Source organism: Micromonospora sp. NPDC049301 (genome assembly GCF_040678715.1).
Lineage (GTDB): Bacteria > Actinomycetota > Actinomycetes > Mycobacteriales > Micromonosporaceae > Micromonospora.
Window position 1 is genome coordinate 346,865 of record NZ_JBFAQO010000004.1, and the last position, 20,318, is coordinate 367,182.

At 72.4% G+C, this 20,318-nt stretch carries 18 protein-coding genes; 8 read left to right on the forward strand and 10 right to left on the reverse strand.

The window, feature by feature from the left end; all coding sequences use genetic code 11:
- Positions 1 to 12 precede the first annotated feature (12 nt).
- Complete coding sequence (locus AB0K07_RS14520; RefSeq protein WP_363755109.1) at positions 13 to 1,140, forward strand: hypothetical protein; 1,128 nt, start codon at positions 13 to 15, stop codon at positions 1,138 to 1,140.
- A 136-nt stretch (positions 1,141 to 1,276) separates the two neighbouring features.
- Positions 1,277 to 2,041, forward strand: a complete 765-nt coding sequence (locus AB0K07_RS14525) for a BTAD domain-containing putative transcriptional regulator (protein WP_363755111.1) — start codon at positions 1,277 to 1,279, stop codon at positions 2,039 to 2,041.
- 38 nt (positions 2,042 to 2,079) lie between these two features.
- Here the strand turns inward: AB0K07_RS14525 and AB0K07_RS14530 are convergent, their stop codons facing one another.
- The 8 genes from AB0K07_RS14530 to AB0K07_RS14565 form a co-directional block, all read right to left on the reverse strand.
- Entirely contained in the window at positions 2,080 to 3,573 is a 1,494-nt protein-coding gene (locus tag AB0K07_RS14530) for an FAD-binding oxidoreductase (RefSeq protein WP_363755113.1), read from the reverse strand.
- 151 nt (positions 3,574 to 3,724) lie between these two features.
- A complete protein-coding gene (locus AB0K07_RS14535; RefSeq protein ID WP_363755115.1) occupies positions 3,725 to 4,447 on the reverse strand; it encodes an HD domain-containing protein in 723 nt (240 codons plus the stop codon).
- A gap of 80 nt (positions 4,448 to 4,527) precedes the next feature.
- Positions 4,528 to 5,889: a polysaccharide lyase family 1 protein gene (locus AB0K07_RS14540; protein WP_363755117.1), complete on the reverse strand. Its 1,362-nt coding sequence runs from the start codon at positions 5,887 to 5,889 to the stop codon at positions 4,528 to 4,530.
- A gap of 213 nt (positions 5,890 to 6,102) precedes the next feature.
- Complete coding sequence (locus tag AB0K07_RS14545) at positions 6,103 to 7,281, reverse strand: Gfo/Idh/MocA family oxidoreductase (protein ID WP_363755119.1); 1,179 nt, start codon at positions 7,279 to 7,281, stop codon at positions 6,103 to 6,105.
- Positions 7,282 to 7,306: 25 nt separating this feature from the next.
- Positions 7,307 to 8,800: a mannitol dehydrogenase family protein gene (locus AB0K07_RS14550; protein ID WP_363755121.1), complete on the reverse strand. Its 1,494-nt coding sequence runs from the start codon at positions 8,798 to 8,800 to the stop codon at positions 7,307 to 7,309.
- Positions 8,791 to 10,089: an enolase C-terminal domain-like protein gene (locus tag AB0K07_RS14555; RefSeq protein WP_363755123.1), complete on the reverse strand. Its 1,299-nt coding sequence runs from the start codon at positions 10,087 to 10,089 to the stop codon at positions 8,791 to 8,793. The genes AB0K07_RS14550 and AB0K07_RS14555 overlap by 10 nt, the downstream gene beginning before the upstream one ends.
- Positions 10,086 to 11,522, reverse strand: coding sequence for a glucuronate isomerase (gene uxaC, locus AB0K07_RS14560; RefSeq protein WP_363755125.1), 1,437 nt, complete (start codon positions 11,520 to 11,522; stop codon positions 10,086 to 10,088). Before uxaC ends, AB0K07_RS14555 begins: the two co-directional genes overlap by 4 nt.
- 25 nt (positions 11,523 to 11,547) lie before the next feature.
- On the reverse strand, positions 11,548 to 12,876 hold the full coding sequence (locus tag AB0K07_RS14565; protein ID WP_363755127.1) for a Gfo/Idh/MocA family oxidoreductase: 1,329 nt from the start codon (positions 12,874 to 12,876) through the stop codon (positions 11,548 to 11,550).
- A gap of 238 nt (positions 12,877 to 13,114) precedes the next feature.
- Here AB0K07_RS14565 and AB0K07_RS14570 point away from each other — a divergent pair, with 238 nt between their 5' ends.
- From AB0K07_RS14570 to AB0K07_RS14595, 6 genes are read left to right on the forward strand one after another with little or no spacing between them, the layout of a single operon-like run.
- Positions 13,115 to 14,245 (forward strand): LacI family DNA-binding transcriptional regulator, encoded by a 1,131-nt coding sequence (locus AB0K07_RS14570; RefSeq protein ID WP_363755129.1) that lies wholly within the window; start codon positions 13,115 to 13,117, stop codon positions 14,243 to 14,245.
- Positions 14,246 to 14,264: 19 nt separating this feature from the next.
- Entirely contained in the window at positions 14,265 to 15,614 is a 1,350-nt protein-coding gene (locus tag AB0K07_RS14575) for an extracellular solute-binding protein (RefSeq protein ID WP_363755131.1), read from the forward strand.
- Positions 15,615 to 15,642: 28 nt separating this feature from the next.
- Entirely contained in the window at positions 15,643 to 16,626 is a 984-nt protein-coding gene (locus AB0K07_RS14580) for a sugar ABC transporter permease (RefSeq protein WP_363755133.1), read from the forward strand.
- Entirely contained in the window at positions 16,626 to 17,525 is a 900-nt protein-coding gene (locus tag AB0K07_RS14585; RefSeq protein ID WP_363755594.1) for a carbohydrate ABC transporter permease, read from the forward strand. Before AB0K07_RS14580 ends, AB0K07_RS14585 begins: the two co-directional genes overlap by 1 nt.
- On the forward strand, positions 17,509 to 18,138 hold the full coding sequence (locus AB0K07_RS14590; protein ID WP_363755135.1) for a hypothetical protein: 630 nt from the start codon (positions 17,509 to 17,511) through the stop codon (positions 18,136 to 18,138). The genes AB0K07_RS14585 and AB0K07_RS14590 overlap by 17 nt, the downstream gene beginning before the upstream one ends.
- Positions 18,135 to 19,037 carry a PmoA family protein gene (locus AB0K07_RS14595; protein WP_363755137.1) on the forward strand — a complete coding sequence of 301 codons (903 nt, stop codon included), beginning with the start codon at positions 18,135 to 18,137 and terminating at the stop codon, positions 19,035 to 19,037. Before AB0K07_RS14590 ends, AB0K07_RS14595 begins: the two co-directional genes overlap by 4 nt.
- Positions 19,038 to 19,065: 28 nt before the next feature.
- Here the strand turns inward: AB0K07_RS14595 and AB0K07_RS14600 are convergent, their stop codons facing one another.
- Both AB0K07_RS14600 and AB0K07_RS14605 read right to left on the reverse strand, forming a co-directional pair.
- Positions 19,066 to 19,818, reverse strand: a complete 753-nt coding sequence (locus tag AB0K07_RS14600) for a hypothetical protein (RefSeq protein ID WP_363755139.1) — start codon at positions 19,816 to 19,818, stop codon at positions 19,066 to 19,068.
- A 63-nt stretch (positions 19,819 to 19,881) separates the two neighbouring features.
- Complete coding sequence (locus tag AB0K07_RS14605) at positions 19,882 to 20,313, reverse strand: hypothetical protein (RefSeq protein ID WP_363755141.1); 432 nt, start codon at positions 20,311 to 20,313, stop codon at positions 19,882 to 19,884.
- Positions 20,314 to 20,318: the final 5 nt, after the last annotated feature.

Here is a 20,318-nt window from a genome sequence, read left to right on the forward strand (position 1 = left end):
AGGGACACCACCATGGCGAGCGAGATCAACTACGACGGGGTGACCGTCACCGAGCTGTACGAGGCGTTCACCAAGCACGGGATCCCGGCCTCGGACGCCAGCGTGCTGGTCTCCTCCTGGATCTACGAGAACGTGGGCACGGCGAAGCGGGTGTTCAGCTACGCCGAGCCGTTCCCAGCGGTCGAGCCGGGCTGCGCGCCGCCGCCGTTCGCCCGTACCTTCGCGCACACCGACTGGGTCGACGGCGAGGACGTCGTGCAGGCCGGCCAGACCCCCGGCGAGCAGGGTTTCAACGAGCGCTTCCACCGCATCGAGCACGACCTGGACCACCTCGGCACCGACCTGGCCAAGGCGTTCTCCTGCATGGCCGCCATGCGGGTGAGCCTGCGCCGGCTGCTCGACGAGATCCGCGCGGAGATCAACCGGCTGCACTCGACGGTGCACGAAAACAAGGTCAACATCGGGCCGTACGCCATCGAACAGATTCCCAATTACGTCAGCACACTGGACTTCGGGAAGTACATGGGCACCACGATGTTCATGGACAAGAAGGTCAGCATCTGGCAGACCAAGGCCGGCACCATCGTGCTGCCCGCCGTGGAGACGCTCGGGGTGGATGTGGTCGCGGGGCCGAAGGTCCGGGGCGCCGCCTACCTGGATCGGTACGCCGCGGAGCACGGCGACGTCCGGCAGCGCTTCCCGCGCGAGGTGAAGTTGGCGGAGTTCATCCGCCTCTTCGGCGAGGACGAGGTGGCCGACGGCCGATTGGTCCGCGACGTGCTCAAGGTGCTGCCGGCGGACACCAGCTACCCGAGCGTCGACGCGATGTTCGCCGAGGTGAGCGAGCGGGAGGCGGTGATCGTCCGCACCACGGTCGGTGCCCAGTCAGCGGTCGCCGCCGCGCTCGGCATCGAGACCGAGCTGGAGAACGTCGGCGACGCCGACATCGCGATGCTGGCCGGGGTGCCGACCAAGGCACGGGCGGCGCTGGCCCGCGCCGGGATCAGCACGCTCGGCAAGCTCGCCGAGGCGCCCGCCGAGCAGGTGCTCGGCATCATGAACGAGGCCCAGGTGCGTGCCGACGTCGGCGACGTCGCCGAGTGGACCGGATACGCCCGGACGCTGAGCAAGCTGCGCTGAACGGCCGGGCCGGACTCCGGCGAACGGCTGGTCCGGCCCGCTCGTCGCGTCGGTGTGACGACACAGCGCTGGCGCGTCGACCGTCCAGATCCGAGCGTGAAAGTCCCACGGTGCGATCGGGTGTGGAGGCGCGCTAATGGTTCTTGCACGGGTAGCGTACGGCCCCGCCCCGGACACCGGCGACCCCAACCCGGGGCACCCGCCGCGGTACGTCCTGAAGCTGCTGGGCGGGTTCGGGCTGGAACGCGACGGGCGGGCGGTGGCGGTGCCGCAGGGCGCCCGCCGACTGCTGGCCTACCTCGGGGTACGCCAGCGGTGCGCCCGTTCGGAGGCGGCCGGCACGCTCTGGCCCGGCTCGCACGACGAGCGGGCCCGGGCCAACCTGCGCACCATGCTCTGGCGGCTGCACCGGGTCACCCCCGAGCCGCTGCTGGAGGAGGACGACCGGCTGGCCCTGGCCGCCGGGGTGACCAGCGACGTGGCCGCCCTGGGTGCGGCGGCGGCCGCGCTGCTGGCCGGCGCGTCTCCGGTGGGCGCCGACCCCGCGGTGCCGGCGTTGGCGACGGGTGAGCTCCTGCCCGGTTGGTACGACGACTGGGTCCTGACCGAGCGGGAACGGCTGCGCCAGACCCAGCTGTACGCGCTGGAGGCGCTCGCCGAGCGGCTCACCGCGCAGGGCCGGTTCGGCGAGGCCGTGCAGGTGGCGTTGACCGCCGTGCAGTTGGAGCCACTGCGGGAGAGCGCCACCCGGACGTTGATCGCCGTGCACCTGGCGGAGCGGAACATCAACGAGGCGGTACGCCGGTTCGAGCTGTTCCGCGCCGACCTGGGCCGGGAACTCGGCGTGGCCCCGACACCCTGGCTGGAGCACCTCGTTCGCGCTGGCCTGCACCAGGCGTGACATCGCTCGCGGCGGAGTCCGCATGGCCTCCGGACGGGTCAGTGTGTCGCGGGTGGGATGCTCTGCTCGTACTGGAAGACGTTGTGCGGGTCGTACTTCGCCTTGATCCGGCGCAGCCGGTCGAAGTTGCGTCCCCAGTAGGCGGTTTCCCATTCCGCCATGCCGACGTTCGGCACGTTGACGTAGGCGCCGTCCACGTAGGGCCGCAGCGCCTGGCTGAACTCGGCGATCCAGGTCTGGGCGATCGGGGTGACGGCGTCACCGCTGTCGGGCTCGCCGCGGGTGCCCCAGCCCGCGCCGGGTTCGGAGTAGAAGAGCGCGTCACGGTGCGGGAAGGCCGTGCCACCGGACGGCTCCTGCCGTTGCGCCCCGGTGCCGAAGGCCTGCGTGAAGAAGTTGCTGTCGTCCGAGGGGGCGTCCTCCATGAACGCCTGGATGATGCTGATCGCCTTCTTCGGGAACGGCTCCCTGGTGAACTGTGAGAAGAACTTCCAGTTCGCGGGCTCGTCCTCGGTCGGGATCTGGAAGCCGGCATAGGTCTCGCCCCAGCCGCCGATCTGCACCGTCACCGTGGGGTTGCCGACCGACAGGACCGGCGCCAGCAGCTTCCTGATCTCTTCCTCCGATCCTTCCGCGAGCACCCCGAACAGCAGGATCTCGTTCGGGTGGACCTCGAGTTGGCTGCCGAGGCGGTGGTCGGCGAACGGTGCGCTGCGCTGCCAGCTGTCGAAGACTCCGTGCAGGTCGCCGAGGCCCTCCCAGGTCGCCTGCAGGTAGGCGACGCTGGTGAGCGGAGCCACCTTGTAGGTGAGCGAGGTGACGATTCCGAAGTTGCCGTTTCCCGCTCCGCGCAGCGCCCAGAGCAGGTCCGAGTGGTTCCACTGGTCCACCTCGAGCACCTTCGCGCCGTCGGCACCCGATGCCACGACGATCTCCGCTCCGATCAGGTTGTCGCAGGCCATGCCGAGGTAGCGGGTGAGGAACCCGAAGCCGCCGCCGAGGGTCGCACCGGACAGGCCGACACTTCCCTCCGTTCCCGTCGTCGCCGCCAGGTCGTACTCGCCGAGCGCGGTCACCGCCTCCAACTGGTTCAGCCCGGCGCCGACTCGTGCGATGCGACTGGCGGGGTCGATGTGGGCACCCTTCAGCTCGCTGACGTCGATCACGATGCCGTTGTCGACGTTCGACCAGCCTTCGAGACTGTGCCGGCCGCTGCGGACCCGAAGCGCGACGTCGTGCTGCCGCGCCCACGTGAGGGCGTTGACCACGTCCCGGGTTTCCTGGGCGAACACGATGACCAGCGGATAGTGCACGAACAGCTCGTCCCAGCCGAGGCTCGCGTCCGCGTAGTTGGGGTTCTGGGGGCGGACGATGCGCCCGGTCAGCTCCGCCGGCGGGTACGTCGCGCCGGAGGACGACCCGGGGCCGTCCGCCGCGATTGCCGAGCTGCCGGCCATCATGCCCGGGAGAGCGACCGCTCCGGCGCCGACGGCCGTCGCCTTGAGCAGGTCACGACGAGAAAGGTCGCGCATGGTCCGAATCCCCTCAATCGGTGCGTTGCCAGAAATTTCGGCCAAGAGGGCCTTTCCCTCTCATCTGGCGCAGAACCACCGTAAAGCCGGAGGCTTCGGCGGGGATCCGAGAACTTGTCGCGGAACCCGGTCGGGTGATGCGAGAGGCTCTTCAGTTCGGGTGCACGGGCTGGTCCAGGATCGCGCTGAACCGCTCCTCGGCCAGGTCGAGCTGGCCGAAGATGTGCCGCTTCACCGCCGGTGACAGCGGGGTGTCGGGTCGGCCGATGAGGTCGCGGAAGAGCGGCACCAGGGGTCGGTACTTCCGGGCCGAGGAGACCACCTTCGGCCCGATCGTGTGGATCACCCCGACGCCGTTGTCGGTGAAGTCGGACACCTTGATCACCCGCGCCCAGGGCTCCCGGTCCAGGCTGACGGCCAGGTGCTCCCGGTACTGCGTGTTCCGGTCGCGCTGCGGGTCGTACACCGCGTTGGTGACGGCGGCGACCAGCGTCGCCACCCGCGGCCCGAACCGGGCGGCCAGCGCTGCCAGCGCCCCCGCGCGCGGGTCGCCGCCCCCGTCGGCCAGCTCGGCCGGGTGGTCCTCGACCGCGTCGTGCAGCAGGCCCGCGACGATCACGTCGACGTCGCGCACCTGGTAGTGGTGCATCAACCGGATGGCCACCCGCAGCAGGTGGTTGAGGTACGGCTCGCGCACCCGCCGATCGTCACGGTGCAGATCGGCGGCCAGGTCGAGCGCCTCGGTGAGCCGGGCCCGGGCGGCGTCGTCGAACTGCTGGATCTCCAACCGGAAGCGTTCCAGCAGGCCCGGTTCGCCATGGATCTCGGTGATCGCGTGCATCGGCATGCTGGCCAGGTGCGGCGGGAAGTCCATGCGTCACTTATAGCGGATCTTCACCATGTCGATGGCCCCGTGCGTCGCCCACCCGACGCCACGACGGCGGGACGGTCGGGTCAGACCGGCAGTCGGTCGGCGCCGGCGAGTGGGCCCACCAGGAGCGGGACCAGCGGCGCTGGCAGGACCGGGCCGCGGCGCAGGGTGGGCGTCCAGCCGGCGTCGGCGCCCAGGTCGGGGTCGTGCGCCGCGTTGTACGCCGCCAGCAGGTCGACCGGTCGGGCCCGACCCTCGCCCTGACGGACCCAGGTGCCCCGCTCGGTGAGCACGGTGCCGCCCCAGTCGTAGAGCAGGTCGGCCGGGTCGATCGTCGCGTCCAGGGTGAAGAAGTTGTTCTGCGCGTACAGCGCGGACTGCACACCGATGCCGAGCGCGTACTGGAAGCCGGCGCCGCCGAGCCGGTAGTGGTTGTTGTAGACGTCGACCTGACCGAAGCGCACCCGGGGCAGCCGTTGCAGGACGCCGTCGAAGAGATTGTGGTGCAGGGTGACCTTCAGCCGCCCCACGTCCGGGCCGACGGTGTTGGACGAGCCGATCAGCATCAGCTTGTCCCGCCCGGTGAAGCGGTTCCAGGAGGCGGTGACCAGGCTGGCCGTGTGCGTCACGTCCAGCGAACCGTCGTGCACCTGGTACGGCCGCCCGAAGTACGTCGGTTGGGCGCTGTCCGGGTTGTCGCCGTCGGTGAAGGTGTTGTGGTCGACCCAGACGTGCTCGCTGCGGCGCACCGAGATCTGGTCGTACTGGCTGTTCCAGTTGCCGGTCTCGCCGTCGGTCGGTGACCAGGCGGGGAAGCAGTCCGGGGCGTCGACGAAGGTCAGGTTGCGGACGATGACGTTCGACGCGCGGTCGATCATCAGGGTGAGCCCGGTCAACCGGGCGCCGCGCAGCCCGACGATGGTGGTGTTGGGGCCGACGTTGAGCTGGGTCTGCCGGGTCTGGTTGGCCACCGAGCGCACCCGGGCTTCCTCCAGCGGCCCGGCCGGCGGCACCCGACCCCACACCGCCGGGTCGTACGCGGCCAGGTAGTTGTCCAGCCGGTACCCCGGGTCGGCCAGGTCGGCGCAGCTCAGCGGCGTGCCGTCGGGCCCATCGAAGCCATCGACCGTGCCGTCGAGGTAGATGAGCTTCGGTGTGGCGTCGGTGGCATTGCTGGCGTTGTCGCCGCCGAGCGCGTCGACCAGCTCCGCCCGGCTGTGGACCACCCGGGTCCGTTCGGGGGCCGCCGCCGAGCCGCCGGTGGTCCCGACGCCCTCGGCCGCCCAGCCGTCCCGTTCGGGCAGCACCTGCCGGCCGACGTGGCGGGCCGCCCAGGGCAGCCCGCCGCCGCCGGTGGCCGGCAAGTGTGAGCGAGGGGCGGCGCCGGCCGGAGCGGCACCGAGCAGGAGGGCGATGACCGTAGCGCCGGTGAGGATTCTGCGCATCGATTCTTCCCGTTCGCTGGTGGTGGTTCGGCAGTCACCAGGAACGGTAGGTTCGCGGCTTTAAGATAGTCAATCGCATCTATATGCAGGAATGTTGCAGTTGTCCGGGTCGACGGGCATTGTCCCGACCGTCGTCGGTCGGGTATCCGGGGTTACGTCCGATGTGGCCCGTACGAGTCCGGGCGGTGTTTGCACTCCGGTTGCCGTCGCCCCCTACTCCGTCAGCTCCGCGCGGTACGCCGGCACCGCCCACGGCACCGCCAGCTCGCTCGGCAGCGCCCCCCGCTCGGCCGCCCGACGCAGCACGTCGACCACGCCCCGCAGGTGGCGCACGCGCTCCCCGCCGTCACCCACCACGGCGACGAGGTCGCCGTCGAGCAGTCGGGGCTCCGGTGCGGCCCGCAGCGCGTCCAACAGCGCGGTGAACGGCGCGGTACGGGCCAGCGGGGCGATCAGCGGCACCCCGGCCGGGTCGGCGCGGTGCGCCAGCAGGTTCTCCAGCAGCCCCCGCCGTCCCGGGACCCGGCGGGTCACCACGTCACCGGGCAGCCGCAAACGGTCGGTCGGGTACTCCAGCACCGCCCGCCCCGCCGAGCCGGTGACCACCACCTCGCCCGCCACGAACTCCTCGGAGGCCAGGGTCACCGCCGCCAGCACCGGCGGTCCGGCGCGGAACCGGACCCGCAGCACCGCGGTGTCCTCCACCTCGATCGGCCGTACGCGGTAGCGCTCCACCTCGATAGTGGCCGGCCACGGCGGTGCCCCGCCGAGCGCCTCGGCGACCGCCAGGCACTGCATCACGGCGTGGGCGAGCGGGTTGGCCAGCGCGCCGTCCAGCACCGGCCGGCCGTCCACACTCCGGCGACCGGCCCACGGGGAGCGGGCGTAGTAGGCGTCCGGCCGCTGCCACGCGGCGACGGTGGCGATGCCGGTGACCGTGCCGAGCCGGCCGGCGGCCAGCGCGTCGGTCAGGGCGGTCAGCGCCGCCGAGCCGAGCGCCTGGAAGCCGACCTGGGCGACCCGGCCGGCCTTCGCCAGCGCCCCGGTCAGCTCCTCGTGCTCGGCCAGCGACAGCACCGGCGGCTTCTCCAGCAGCAGGTCGGCACCGGCGGCCAGGGCGTCCCGGGCGATCGGCAGGTGGGTGTGCGGCGGGGTGCAGATCACCACCATCTCCGGGCGCGCGGCGGCGAGCATCGCCCGGTGGTCGGTGAACACGCCGACCCCGGGTGGCACCGGGGCGTCCGGGTCGTCCTCCACCGGCCGGACGTCGACCAGGGCGACCAGTCGCACTGTGCCGGCGGCGTGCAGCGGCGCGATCACCCTCCGGTGCCACCGGCCGTGCCCGTTCGCCCCGATCACCGCCACCCGGGCCGGGGGTGCCGCCCCGTTCACCGGGCATCCGCCAGCGTCGGCCCGTTCACCGGGCGCCCGCCAGCGTCGCCTCGACGCCGTGGCGTGCCAGCGCGGTCAGCCAGGCGGTCACCTCGGCCCGTACCTCGTCGTCCCCGGCCACCTCGGCCGGGACGATCTCGCGCAGCGCGAAGACCGCGTCCACCGCGCCGGCCGGGGTCTGCGTGCCGGCGTCCAGCGCGGCCCGGATCGGCCCGGCGAGGGGGTCCTGCAACGGCAGCCCCCGACCGTCGTCGGCGTACCCCAGCGCGAAGCGCAGCCAGGCGGCCACGACCAGCGCGCCCCAGTGTGCGGACCGGCCGGCCGCGCGCAGGTCGGCGATGGTGTGCAGGACCCGCTGCGGCAGCTTCTGGGAGCCGTCCGTCGCCACCTGGAGGGTGCGGTACCGGATCGCCGGGTTGCCGAACCGGGCGAGGACCTCTTCCCCGTAGTCGACGACCCGGACCCCGTCGGGTGGGGTGAAGCTGTGCGCCACGTCCTCGGCGATGAGCCGGCGCAGCACGTCGGCCAGATGGGGGATCTCCAGCGCGTCGGCGACCGTCTCACGCCCGGCCAGCGCACCCAGGTACGCCACGGCCGAGTGCACGCCGTTGAGGCTGCGTAGCTTCAACCGCTCCCACGGGCCGGCGTCGCCGGTGAGCACCGCCCCGGCGTGTTCCCAGCCGGGCCGGCCGCCGGGGAAGTCGTCCTCGATCACCCACTGCGCGTACGGCTCGGCGGCCACCGCGGCCAGGTCGGTCACGCCGAGCGCCCGGCGGACCGCGTCGATCGTCTCCGGGGTGCTGGCCGGCACGATCCGGTCCACCATGGTGCCCGGGCAGGTGACGTTGCCGGCGACCCAGTCGACCAGCCCGGTGGGCACCCCGGCGGCCCGACCGACCGCCTGGTCGACCAGACCGCGCAGCCGTCGGCCGTTGGCCGGCAGGTTGTCGCAGCTGACCAGCGCCACCGGCCCGGCGTCCGCGGCGGCCCGGGCGGCCAGCCCGCGCAGCAGCAGCCCCGGCACGGTGGTCGGCGGGCGCCCGCCGGCCAGGTCCGCGGCGAGCGCCGAGTCGGGGCAGAGCTGGCCGGTCACCGGGTCGAGCTGGTAGGCCTTCTCGGTGACGGTCAGCGTCACCACCCGTATCGCCGGGTCGGCGAGCAGTGCCACCACAGCGTCCGGGTCGCTGGCCGCGTGCCGTACCCCGCTGAGCGCCCCCACCACCCGGGTGGCGCTGCCGGCGGCGGAGAGGGTGCTGACGCTGAACAGGTTGTCCTGGGCGGCGAGCGCCTCGACCAGGGTGGTGCTGCGCGGTGCGACGGCCACGATGCCCCAGTCGCCACCGGCCGCGCCGATCGCGGCCTCGGTGTAGACGGCCTGGTGCGCCCGGTGGAACGCGCCGAGCCCGAGGTGCACGACACCGGCCGGCACGGTGCCCGGCCGCACCAGCGGTCGGGCCTCGGCGGGCAGCCGGCGCAGCACGCCGAGGCCGAGCCGGGAGGCGCCGACGGTCACCGCCATGCCGGGCCGTCCGGGAAGCGGAACTCGGCGATCGACGCCGGCCGCATGGTGGCGCTGTAGCCGGGTCGCTCGGGCAGCAGGTAGCGGCCGCCGCGGGTGCGTACCGGGTCGACGAAGTGCTCGTGCAGGTGGTCGACGTACTCGACCATCCGCCCGTCCAGGCTGGTGCCCACCCGCAGGTAGTCGAAGATCGCCAGGTGCTGGACGTACTCGCAGAGGCCGACGCCGCCGGCGTGCGGGCAGACCGGCACGCCGAACTTCGCGGCCAGCAGCAGCTCCGCGAGCACCTCGTTGACCCCGCCGACCCGGCACGCGTCGATCTGCATCACGCCGATCGCGTCCGCCTGGAGCAACTGCTTGAAGATCACCCGGTTGGCGGCCACCTCACCGGTGGCCACCCGGCACCGGCCGCCGGTCAGCTCGTCGACCGCGCGGGCGATCCGGGCGTGGCCGAGGATGTCGTCGGCGTGCGTGGGCTCCTCGATCCAGTACGGGTCCACCTCGGCCAGCGCGGTCATCGCGGTGATCGCCTCGTCGACGTCCCACACCTGGTTGGCGTCCATCATCAGCAGCGCGTCCGGGCCGATCTCCTCGCGGATGATCCGGGCCCGCCGCAGGTCGTCGGGGCCGCCGACCTTCATCTTCATCGCCCGCCAGCCGTCGTCGTACGCCCGCCGGGTCAGCGCCCGCACCTTGTCGTCGGGGTAGCCGAGCCAGCCGACCGAGGTGGTGTACGAGGGAAAACCGTCGCGTTCGAGCGTGCTCAACCGGTCGGCCAGGCCGTCACGCCCCTTGTCGAGGATGGCAGCCGCCTCGTCGGGGGTGAGCGCGTCGGTGATGTGCCGGAAGTCGACGCTGGCGACGAGGTCGTCGGTGGGCAGCTCGGCGAGGAAGCGCCACATCGGCTTGCCGGCCAGTGTGGCCCGCAGGTCCCAGACCGCGTTGACCAGCGCGCCGGTCGCCATGTGGATGACGCCCTTCTCGGGGCCCAGCCAGCGCAGTTGCACGTCGGCGCTGAGCGAGCGCCAGAACGCCACCGGCTCGGCGGCGATCAACTCGATCGTGCGGCCCCGCACGTGGTGGGCCAGCGCCCGCACGGCCGCGCAGGTGATCTCGTTGCCCCGGCCGTTGGTGAAGGTGAACCCGGCGCCGGTCGGCCCGGCGTCGGTGCCCAGCTCCACGTAGGTCGCCGAGTAGTCGCCCCGGTTGATGGCATCGGAGCCGTCGCCCCGGGCGGCGGTCGGGAACCGCACGTCGTGCACCTCGACCGAGGTGATGGTGACGCTCACAGCTGATCGCCCTTCCCGAAGTTGAAGACCCGCCGGGGCAGCCGGTACGCCAGGTCGACGATGGTCTCGGCCGCCTCGTCCATCGGCAGCCGGTGTTCGGCGACCAGCCGGGCCAGGAAGCCGGCGTCCACCCGGCGGGCCACGTCGTGGCGGACCGGGATGGAGCAGAACGCCCGGGTGTCGTCGACGAACCCGGTGGTGTTGTAGAACCCGGCGGTCTCGGTGACCGTCTCCCGGAACCGGCGCAGCACCTCGGGGGAGTCCAGGAACCACCAGGGCGCGCCGAGCAGCAGCGCGGCGTAGCCGCCGGCCAGTGGCGCCAGCTCGCGGGTGAAGGTGTCCTCGTCGAGGGTGTAGAGCACCACCCGCAGCCGGGGGTCGTTGCCGTAGCGTTCCAGCAGCGGGGCGAGCGCGTGCACGTACTCGGTGGCCTGCGGGACGTCCCCGCCGACGTCGCGCCCGTGCCGGGCGTGCAGCCAGCGGTTGTGGTTGCGCACCGCGCCGGGGTGCAGCTGCATGACCAGGCCGTCGTCGAGCGACATCCGGGCGAACTCCACCAGCATGTGCGCCCGGAACGCCTCCGCGTCGGCCGGGTCGGCCTCGCCGCGCCGGCCCCGGTCGTACAGTCGCGCGGCCTCCTCGGGTGCCAGGTCCAGGGTGCGAGCCGTGGGGTGGCCGTGGTCGGAGGAGGTCGCCCCGGCGGCGATGAACGCGGCCCGGCGCGCCCGCAGCGCGGCCAGGTAGCCGGCGTACGTGCCGGTGTCCTCGCCGGCCAGCTCGCCGAGGCGGTCCACGTTGGTCGACCAGCCCTCGCGCTCCATGTCCACCACGTCGTCGGGACGGAAGGTGGTGACCACCCGGCCACCCGGCCCGCCCCAGCCGTCGGCGGCGAGCTTGGCGTGCTGGCCCAGATCGTCCAGCGGCGACTCGGTGGTGGCCAGCACCTCGATGCCGAACCGCTCGAACAGCGCCCGGGGCCGGAAGTCGGGCTCGGCGAGCCGGGCGGCCAGCTCGTCGTAGACGGCGTCGGCGGTGGCCGGGCCGAGCGCGGTGTGCACCCCGAACACGGTGCGGAAGGTCTGCTCCAGCCAGAGTCGCGACGGGGTGCCCCGGAACAGGTGCCAGTGCGCGGCGAAGCGCCGCCAGATGACCCGGCCGTCGGTCTCCGCCGGGCTGCCGTCGCGGGTGGGCACGCCGAGGTCGGCCGGGGGTACGCCCTGGCTGAGCAGCATCCGGGTCAGGTAGTGGTCGGGCACGATGAGCAGCTGCGCCGGGTCGGGGAACGGCCGGTCCTCGGCGAGCAGGGCCGGGTCGACGTGCCCGTGCGGCGAGATGATGGGCTGCTCGGCGGCCAGCGCGTACAGCTCCCGGGCCAGCGCGCGCTGGCCGGGCTCGGGTGGCAGGAGCAGGTCGGTGTTGTCGAACGTCGGCACGGGGATGGGCTCCTCGTCTCCTGGGTCAGCGGGGGGTGAGCAGGTCGGCGACCCGGACCGGTTGCCCGGTCTCGAAGGACCGGTTGGCGGCCAGGCCGGTGAGCAGGGCCAGGGCGCCGTCGTCGGCGGTCGCGGCGCGGTCCAGGGGGTCGGGGTCGCCGCCGAACAGCACCCCGGTCATCCGGGCGTCCGCGCCGCCGTGCCCGTGGCGGGTCCGGCCCTCGACGGGGATCTGCCGGGGCGGCTCCCAGAACGGCCGCAGGGTGAGTGCCGCGCCGCCGCCCTCGGCCGGTGCCTCGGCGCCGTGCAGCGCGGCGCCCTTGACCGCGCCGGCGGTGCCCCGATCGACGAAGTCGTTCTCGGTGACCTCCAGCTCCAGCCGGCCACGGCTGCCGTTGACCATCACCCGGTAGCCCTCCCAGGGGGAGTAGGCGGTGAGGTGGTACGTCATCGTGGCGCCGGTCGAGTACCGGGCGAGCACGGCCATGTCGTCCTCGATGCTCACCCCGGGGGCGAACACGTTGCGGTCGCGCTGGTAGCCGTCCTCGGCCTCGGCGTCGAGGTACAGCTCGCGCAGCCGGGGGTGCGCGTCCAGCCGCAACGCGAACGGGTCGTCCGCGGCGGCGGGGGAGCCGTACGCCCGGTCGTAGTCGCGGGCGTAGCCGTGCCGGCGGCCGGCCTCGCCGTAGAAGAACAGGCGCCCGGCCGCGTACACCTCGACCGGTGTGGCGTCCAGCCACCAGTTGACCAGGTCGAAGTGGTGGCTGGCCTTGTGCACCATCAGCCCGCCGGAGGTGCTCTTGTCCCGGTGCCAGCGGCGGAAGTAGTCGGCGCCGTGCCGCACGTCCAGCAGCCACTCGAAATGCACCGAGCCGATCTCGCCGACCGCGCCGCCGGCGAGCAGCCGACGCACCTGCTCGTGCAGTGGGTTGTAGCGGTAGTTGAAGGCGACCGTCACCCGCCCGCCGGTCTCCGTCACGGCGTCCAGGATCCGTCGGCAGCGCGGCGCGTCAACGGTCATCGGCTTCTCGGTGATGACGTCGCGTCCGGCGCGCAGCGCGGTCACCACGTACTCGTCGTGGGTGACGTCCACACTGGTGACCAGGACGACGTCGACCCGCTCCTTGTCCAGCATGGCCAGGAACTCGCCGGCCGGGTACGTCGGCACCGGGCGGTGGCCGAGCTCGGTCAGCCAGCGGTTGTGCGCGTCCATCCGGGCCTGGTTGACGTCGGCGAAGGCGACCAGTTCGGTGGTGTCGGCGTGGTCGAGCACCAGGGCCCGGACGAACATCTCCGCCCGCGCTCCGGCGCCCACGACGGCGTGCCGGACCTGGCCGCCGGCTCTCGGTGACATGCGGTCGCCTCCCCGAGGATCCTGCAAAGGTTTGCAGTGAAGTAATCACGCTCGATCCGATCGCGTCAACGACGACGGCGCAATCGGCGGTAAATGTCAATGTTTGCGGCGTTGAAAGTCGCCGATGGGAGTGCTGACGCAACAGAACCGTAATCGCCCGCCGTTGACACCGGAGCAACCGTTTGCATTAATGAGCCACACCCACGTGACCGCCGCCACATCGGACGAAGGGGCCGCCGTGCCAGTCACCATCCGGGACGTCGCCCGCGCCTCCGGGGTGCACATCTCCACCGTGTCCCGCACCTTCTCCGCGCCGCACCTGGTCAACCCGGAGACCCGGGTCCGGGTGCTGGCCTGCGCGGAGGACCTCGGCTACCGGCCGAACCGGGCCGCGCGGGCCCTGATCACCGGGCGGACGCACAACATCGGGCTGATCATCGCGGACATCGCGAACCCGTTCTTCCCCCCGCTGATCAAGGCGGCGGAGAGTCAGGCCCGGCACCGCGACTACCACGTCTTCGTGGCCGACACCAATGAGGACCCGGCGGTCGAGGAGGAGCTGGTCCACGCCCTCGCCAAACAGGTGGACGGGGTGCTGCTGTGCAGCCCGCGGATGAGCAACAGCCTCATCGAGCAGCTCAGCCGCGAGGTGCCGCTGGTGGTGGTCAACCGCCAGGTCACCGGGCTGCCCTGTGTGCTGATGGATGTCGGGCAGGGCGCCCGCGCCGCGATCGAGCACCTGATCGGCCTGGGCCACACGAGCATCGCGCTGCTCGGCGGCCCGCGCAGCTCATGGACCAACCGGGAGATGCGCCGGGCCGCCGCCACGGCCGCCCGGGCCGGCGGCGCGGAGCTGACCCTGCTCGGCCCGAACGCGCCCACCGAGACCGGTGGCTCCGCGGTCGCCGAGCAGGTGCGGCGCAGTGGCGTGTCCGCCGTGCTCGCCTACAACGACCTGATGGCGATCGGCCTCATCGAGGGGCTGGACGCGCTCGGGGTCCGGGTGCCGCAGGAGGTGAGCGTCGTCGGGGTCGACGACATCGCCCTGAGCCGGCTCACCCGCCCCAAACTGACGACGGTGGCCACACCCACCGCGGCCGCCGGCCGGACGGCCGTCGACATGCTGCTGCAACAGGACACCGAATCGCCGCGCGGTACGCGGGGGCTCGGTGCCGGCACGGCGATCGGCGTCCGTCGTACCACCGCACAGGTCATGCTCCAGACCGACCTGGTCATCCGCGACTCGACCGGCCCGGGCCCGCAGGCCCGACCGGCACGTCCCCTGGCCGCGCCGCTGGGCCCGGACCCGCATTGCCCTGCGGGCCCGGGCACCCCGACCACGGCCACCGGTGACGCCGTCGCCTCCTAATGCCGAGGAGTGAGCGCACATGCACCCCGCAACGCCCCCCACCGCCAGCGCGCCTGTCGGGCGCACCCACCGTACCCCGCTGCCCCGGCGGCGGCTGTTGCGCGGCCTGCTCGCCGCGACGGTCGCCGCACCGCTGATGTTCGGCGCCGCGGCCTGCGGCGGAGACGACGGCTCCGCCGCCGATCCGAACGCCCCCGTCAAGCTCTCCATCTTCTGGTGGGGCGGTGACGCCCGGGCCAAGCTGACCGAGGACGCCCTGGCCCTGTACACGAAGAAGCACCCGAACGTGACGTTCGAGAAGACCTGGCAGGCCAACCAGGGCTACTTCGACAAGCTGGCGACGCTCACCGCCGGTGGCAACCCGCCCGACCTGTTCCAGATCGACGACAACTACCTGGCCGAGTACGCGGCCCGCAACACCACGCTCGACCTGACGTCCTACCAGAAGTCCGGCAAGCTGGACACCTCCAAGTTCCCGGAGAGCCTCTGGCAGTACGGCGTCGTCGACGGCAAGCTCGCCGGCCTCGCCTCCGGGGAGAACACCCAGGGTCTGGTCTACAACAAGACGCTGCTGGTCAAGCACGGTCTGCCCGAGCCGACCACCGGGATGACCTGGGAGCAGCACATCGCCTGGGCCGAGCAGGTCACCGCCAGGACCAAGGTGCCCGGCACCCAGGATCCCAGCGCCGACTACAAGGCGTTCTGGGTCTGGCTGCGCCAGCAGGGCAAGGACCTCTACCAGGGCAAGGACCTGGGCTTCGCCGCCGAGGACGTGACCAAGTGGTTCGAGCTGTGGAAGGGCGCCCGGGACCGCAAGGCGACGCCGACCGCCGACGTGATCCACGAGGGCAACTCCAGCGACGTCACCAAGCAGTTGGTGGTCACCGGCAAGTCGGCGACCTCCTGGGTCTGGGCCAACCAGATGCCCGACCTGAAGAAGAACACCAAGGACGAGCTGGGCGTGATCGCCTACCCCGGTGACCCGAGCGCGCAGTGGGCCCGGGCCTCGATGTACTGGTCGGTGTTCAGGGGCAGCAAGAACAAGGACGTCGCGGTCGACGTGATCAACTTCCTGAACAACGACCAGGAGGCCGTCAAGCTGCTCGGCACCGACCGGGGCCTGCCGTCCAACCTGGACCTGCGCCGGGTGGTCAGCGACGACGCCACCGACCCGGCCATGAAACAGTCCATCGCCGTCGAGGCGGAGCTGACCCAGAAGTTCGGCAAGTCACCGCAGGTGCCGATCAAGGGGCACAGCAAGGTCAAGTCCGAGCTGATCAAGGCCGCCGAGAACGCCCAGTACGGCCGCGCCACCCCCGCCGAGGCCGCCGCCCAGTTCCTAGAGGCGTGCAAGGCCGCCATCGCCTGACCCCACCAGGCGAGGAGAGGAGCTGTTCGTGGCGTTGACCACGGCACCCGACCCGACCCGACCTGATCCCGGCTCCGTCCGGGTCCGCGCCGACCGGCGTGGGCCCGGACGCGTCCGGCACAGCGAAGGTCTGGCGGGGTACGTCTTCCTGTCGCCGTGGCTCATCGGCCTGATGGGTGTCACGGCGATCCCCATGCTGCTGTCGCTCTACCTGAGCTTCACCAACTACGACATCCTCACCCCCTGGTCCGAGGTGCAGTGGGTGGGGCTGGCCAACTACGAGCGGATGTTCACCGCCGACCCGTCGTACTGGCACTCCGTGCGGGTCACCCTGACCTTCGCGCTGATCGCCGTACCGCTGAAGCTGGCCGCGGCGCTCGGCGTGGCGTTGCTGCTCAACCGCGCCTGGCGTGGCGTCGGGCTGTTCCGCGGGCTGTTCTACCTGCCGTCGCTGCTCGGCGGCAGCGTCGCGCTGGCCATCGTCTGGGTCAACATGTTCAACCGCGACGGCGCGTTCAACTCCCTGCTCAGCCTCTTCGGCGTCGAGGGCAGGCCCTGGGTCAACGACCCGGACTGGGCCCTGGAGACGTTGATGGTGCTGGCCATCTGGCAGTTCGGCGCACCGATGGTGATCTTCCTGGCCGGTCTCAAGCAGGTGCCGACCGAGCTGTACGAGGCCGCGTCGGTGGACGGCGCCGGGGCGTTCCGCAAGTTCCGCAACGTCACCCTGCCGATGCTCTCCCCGGTGATCTTCTTCAACCTGGTGCTGGAGACGATCAACGGCTTCCAGGGCTTCACGGCCGCGTTCGTGCTCAGCAACGGCACCGGCGGCCCGGTCGACTCCACCCTCATGTACACGCTGAACCTCTACATCACCGGCTTCACCGACCTCGAGATGGGCTACGCCTCGGCGATGGCCTGGGTGTTCCTGCTCGCCATCGCGGTGATCACCGCGATCTTCTTCAGCACCGGACGGTTCTGGGTGCACTACTCCGACGGGGAGGACCGGTGATGGTGGCGGTGACCCCGACGGCCGGCCCATCGGGCGGGCCGGCGCCCGTCGCGGGCCGGCGACCCGGCGGACGGCCGGTGCTGCGGCTGCTGATCCTGGTGGCGATCGTCGCCGTGGTGCTCTACCCGCTGATCTGGATGGTGGGCACCTCGGTGAAGTCGCAGGAGGAGATCGTCAACAACATCGGGCTGCTGCCCGAGCGGTTCACCCCCGGCAACTACACCGCCGGGTGGTCCAACTTCGACGTCAGCTTCGGCCGGTTCTTCCTCAACAGCGCGATGGTCAGCCTGCTCACCGTGGTCGGCAACGGGCTCTCCTGCCTGCTGGCCGCGTACGCCTTCGCCCGGCTGCGGTTCCGGCTGCGCGGCATGTGGTTCGCCGTCATGATCGGCACGCTGCTGCTGCCGTCGCACGTGCTCATCGTGCCGCAGTACATCCTGTTCCGGACGCTGGGCCTGGTCGGCGGCGAGTGGCCGTACCTGCCGCTGCTGATCCCGCAGTTCCTGGCCACCGAGGCGTTCTTCGTCTTCCTGATGGTCCAGTTCATGCGGGGTGTCCCGCGCGAACTGGACGAGGCGGCCCGGATCGACGGCGCCGGCCCGTACGGCATCTTCCGGTACGTCATCCTGCCGCTGAGCCGTCCGGCGCTGGTCACCACCGCGATCTTCTCGTTCATCTGGACCTGGAACGACTTCTTCCGGCAGCTGGTCTTCCTCTCCCAACTGGAGGACTACACCGTGCCGGTCGCGCTCACCCTGTTCATCGACTCGACCAGCCAGAGCGCGGTCGGGCCGATGTTCGCCATGTCGGTGCTCTCCCTGCTGCCGGTCTTCCTGTTCTTCGTCGCGTTCCAGCGGATGCTCGTCGAGGGGATCAACACCAGTGGCATCAAGGGCTGAGTCGGCGGACACCGCCGGGCGGCGAGACTGGCGCGACGTCGTCCGGGACGCCGCCGACCTGGCGCTGCTCGGCATCCTGCTGGTGCTGGCGGCGGCGCCGCTGCTGACCGTCGCCGCGGCGGCCGGCACGGCCAGTGCGGCGGTGCACGACTGGATCCGTACCGGCAGTTGGCCGCCGGTGCGGGCCAGCCTGCGCCGGTTCGGCCGGTCGGTGCTGCCCGGCGTGCCGGTCAGCCTACTCGCGCTGGCCGTGGCCGGGCTGCTCGCCGCCGACCTGGCGGCGCTGGCCACCGGGCGGGTGCCGGGCGGCCCGCCGGCACTGCTGGTGACCGCGCTGGTCTCGGCCGGCCTGGCCGGGTACGCCGGGTTGGTCGTCGTCGAGGTGGGCAGCAACGGGGGCGGGCGGTGGCGGGCCGCGGCCCGCTCCGCCGCCCGCGCCTGCCTCGACGCGCCCGCCCGCTGGGCCGCGCTGACCGGGGTGACCGCGCTGGCCGGGCTGCTCGCCGTCCTCGTCACCCCGGTCGCCGTGCCGATCCTCGCCGGCTACACCGTGGCGGCCCTGCACGCCGTCGCCGGCCGCCGGTCGGTCCCCGCCCACCCGGAGCTGCCGTGACCGTCGCGCGTCCACCCGGCCACACCGACTCCGGCTCGACCACCGCGACCGGCCAACCGGCGCGGCTGCTGGTCGACGGTCGGGAGGTGGCCCGGTACGTGCTCGACCCGGCGCTGGACCTCCGGCACGGACCCCGGCCGTACCTGCACCCGGTGCGGACCATCGGCGGCACGGTGGTCACCGACGCGCTGCCCGCCGACCACGTGTGGCACCTCGGCGCCTCCCTCGCGGTGCAGGACGTGAACGGCGCCAACCTCTGGGGTGGCCGTACCTACGTCCGAGACGTCGGCTACACGTGGCGCGACGACCACGGCGTCATCGCGCACACCGGCGACGTCGAGCGCGCCGCGGACCGGTACGCGCACGATCTGCGGTGGCGTGACCGGGCCGGCCGGACGCTGCTGACCGAACGGCGAAGCCTCTCCGCGTCGGAGGTGGCGCCGGACGCCTGGCGGCTCGACCTCGACTCCGCCCTCACCGCCCCGACCGACCGGGAGGTGCGCCTCGGCAGCCCGGCCACCAACGGCCGCCCCGGTGGGGCCGGCTACGGCGGGTTCTTCTGGCGGGCCGTCGCCGATGGCGAAGCGATGGTGTTCACCGCCGACGCCGCCGGGGAGGAGGCGGTCAACGGCAGTGCCGCGCCGTGGCTCGCGCTGGCGGGCGTCGGGCCGGGTGGCGGGGCGTACACCCTGGTCTTCGCCGGTCTGGGGCGCGGCGACCGGTGGTTCGTGCGGACCGCGATGTACCCGGGGGTCTGCGTGGCGTTCGCGTTCGACCGGCCGGCGGTGGTGCCGGCCGGCGAGACCCGGCACGGCCGCTACCGGGTGTGGGTGGCCGACGGGACACTCGACCGGGACCGGGTGGCGGCCCTGGTCGCGGCGGCGCCGGCAACCCACTGACCCCGCACCGTTGCCGACACCCGAAACGTCAACGGGCGGGCAGCGCGGCGGTCACCCGGACGGCCTTGACGATGGCGGGGATGGACCCGATCAGCAGGACCAGACCCCAGATGATGGCGACGATGGCGAAGACCAGCGCGCCGAGGTCGTCGAGGATGCTCACCACGATGACCGGCACGAGCCGGTGCAGGAACTCCAGCACGACGGTGCAGAGCAGCGTGGTGAGCGCCAGCAGCACCAGGCCCTTGTTCTGGAGGAAGCGTGGCTGGGCGAGCAGCAGCAGCACCACCCAGACCAGCTTCAGCAGCAGGACGAGGCCGAGCAGCAGGCTCGCCTCGCCCACCGGGAAGAAGCCCCACAGCGCGAGGTACGCCAGGGTGCCGAACGGCACGGCCAGGAAGAGCGACACCATGATGGTCAGCTCGACCACGGCGATGATCAGCAGCACCAGGGACGCCAGGATGAGCAGGATCGAGAAGATCAGTGTGGCCACTCCCTGGATCCGACCCTGGATCCGGTCGGGCAGCACCACGCTCAGGCAGAAGAGGCCGGTCGTCCAGAGCGCCACCGCGTCGATCAGCGCCAGGTAGCTCGTACCCCGCCCGGAGGGCTCGCTGATCGCGGCGGCATCCACGTCCACGCCGAGGTCGATCGCCCCGGCCCGCAGCGCGCCGGTGGCGTCCCCGCCGCCGGTGAGCAGTGACGAACCGACCTCGACCAGGACCACCAGCGTCACCGCGAGCAGCGCGAGCAGCAGGAACGGTTTGCGCAACTCACCCATGTCGGGCCTCCTCACGGTCGGGCCGGGCGACGGGCGCGCGGCCGGGGCCGGCGGGCGAGCGGGTCAGGAGGCGGCGATGGTGACCGTGCACCCGGCACCTCCCGGACAGGTCAGCAGCACGGTCGCCGCACGGTCGACGGCGACCCGGGCGACGGCCTCGGCGCCGTCGCTCGGCTCCGCCTCGGCGCGAACGGTGAGGTCGGCGTCCCGGGGCGCCGGGGCCCTCACCCCGAAGGCGCGGCCACTGCGCAGCACCAGCGTCCGGAGCCCGCCCGGGTCGGCCACCCGCAGTTCGCAGCCGCCGACGAAGCTGAGCACGTCCCCGGTGCGGTCGCAGTCGGCCCGCACCGTCGCCGGGTCGACGGTGCTGCTCCCGCCGGCCAGTCGGCCCAGCCGCTCCACGACCCCCGGCGGCTCGTCCGCGCGGCCCTGATCGCCGCCCCCGGTGCCGACGGCCAGGACGAACATCGCCACCAGCAGCACCGCCAGCGTCACCAGCA

Coding starts and splice junctions, on each gene's coding strand:
- AB0K07_RS14550 (WP_363755121.1), bottom strand. CDS start 8,800: ATGGCGGTGACCGTCGGCGCCTCCCGGCTCGGCCTCGGCGTGCTGCGC.
- AB0K07_RS14565 (WP_363755127.1), bottom strand. CDS start 12,876: ATGTCACCGAGAGCCGGCGGCCAGGTCCGGCACGCCGTCGTGGGCGCC.
- AB0K07_RS14525 (WP_363755111.1), top strand. CDS start 1,277: ATGGTTCTTGCACGGGTAGCGTACGGCCCCGCCCCGGACACCGGCGAC.
- AB0K07_RS14520 (WP_363755109.1), top strand. CDS start 13: ATGGCGAGCGAGATCAACTACGACGGGGTGACCGTCACCGAGCTGTAC.
- AB0K07_RS14530 (WP_363755113.1), bottom strand. CDS start 3,573: ATGCGCGACCTTTCTCGTCGTGACCTGCTCAAGGCGACGGCCGTCGGC.
- AB0K07_RS14575 (WP_363755131.1), top strand. CDS start 14,265: ATGCACCCCGCAACGCCCCCCACCGCCAGCGCGCCTGTCGGGCGCACC.
- AB0K07_RS14600 (WP_363755139.1), bottom strand. CDS start 19,818: ATGGGTGAGTTGCGCAAACCGTTCCTGCTGCTCGCGCTGCTCGCGGTG.
- AB0K07_RS14540 (WP_363755117.1), bottom strand. CDS start 5,889: ATGCGCAGAATCCTCACCGGCGCTACGGTCATCGCCCTCCTGCTCGGT.
- AB0K07_RS14585 (WP_363755594.1), top strand. CDS start 16,626: ATGGTGGCGGTGACCCCGACGGCCGGCCCATCGGGCGGGCCGGCGCCC.
- AB0K07_RS14535 (WP_363755115.1), bottom strand. CDS start 4,447: ATGGACTTCCCGCCGCACCTGGCCAGCATGCCGATGCACGCGATCACC.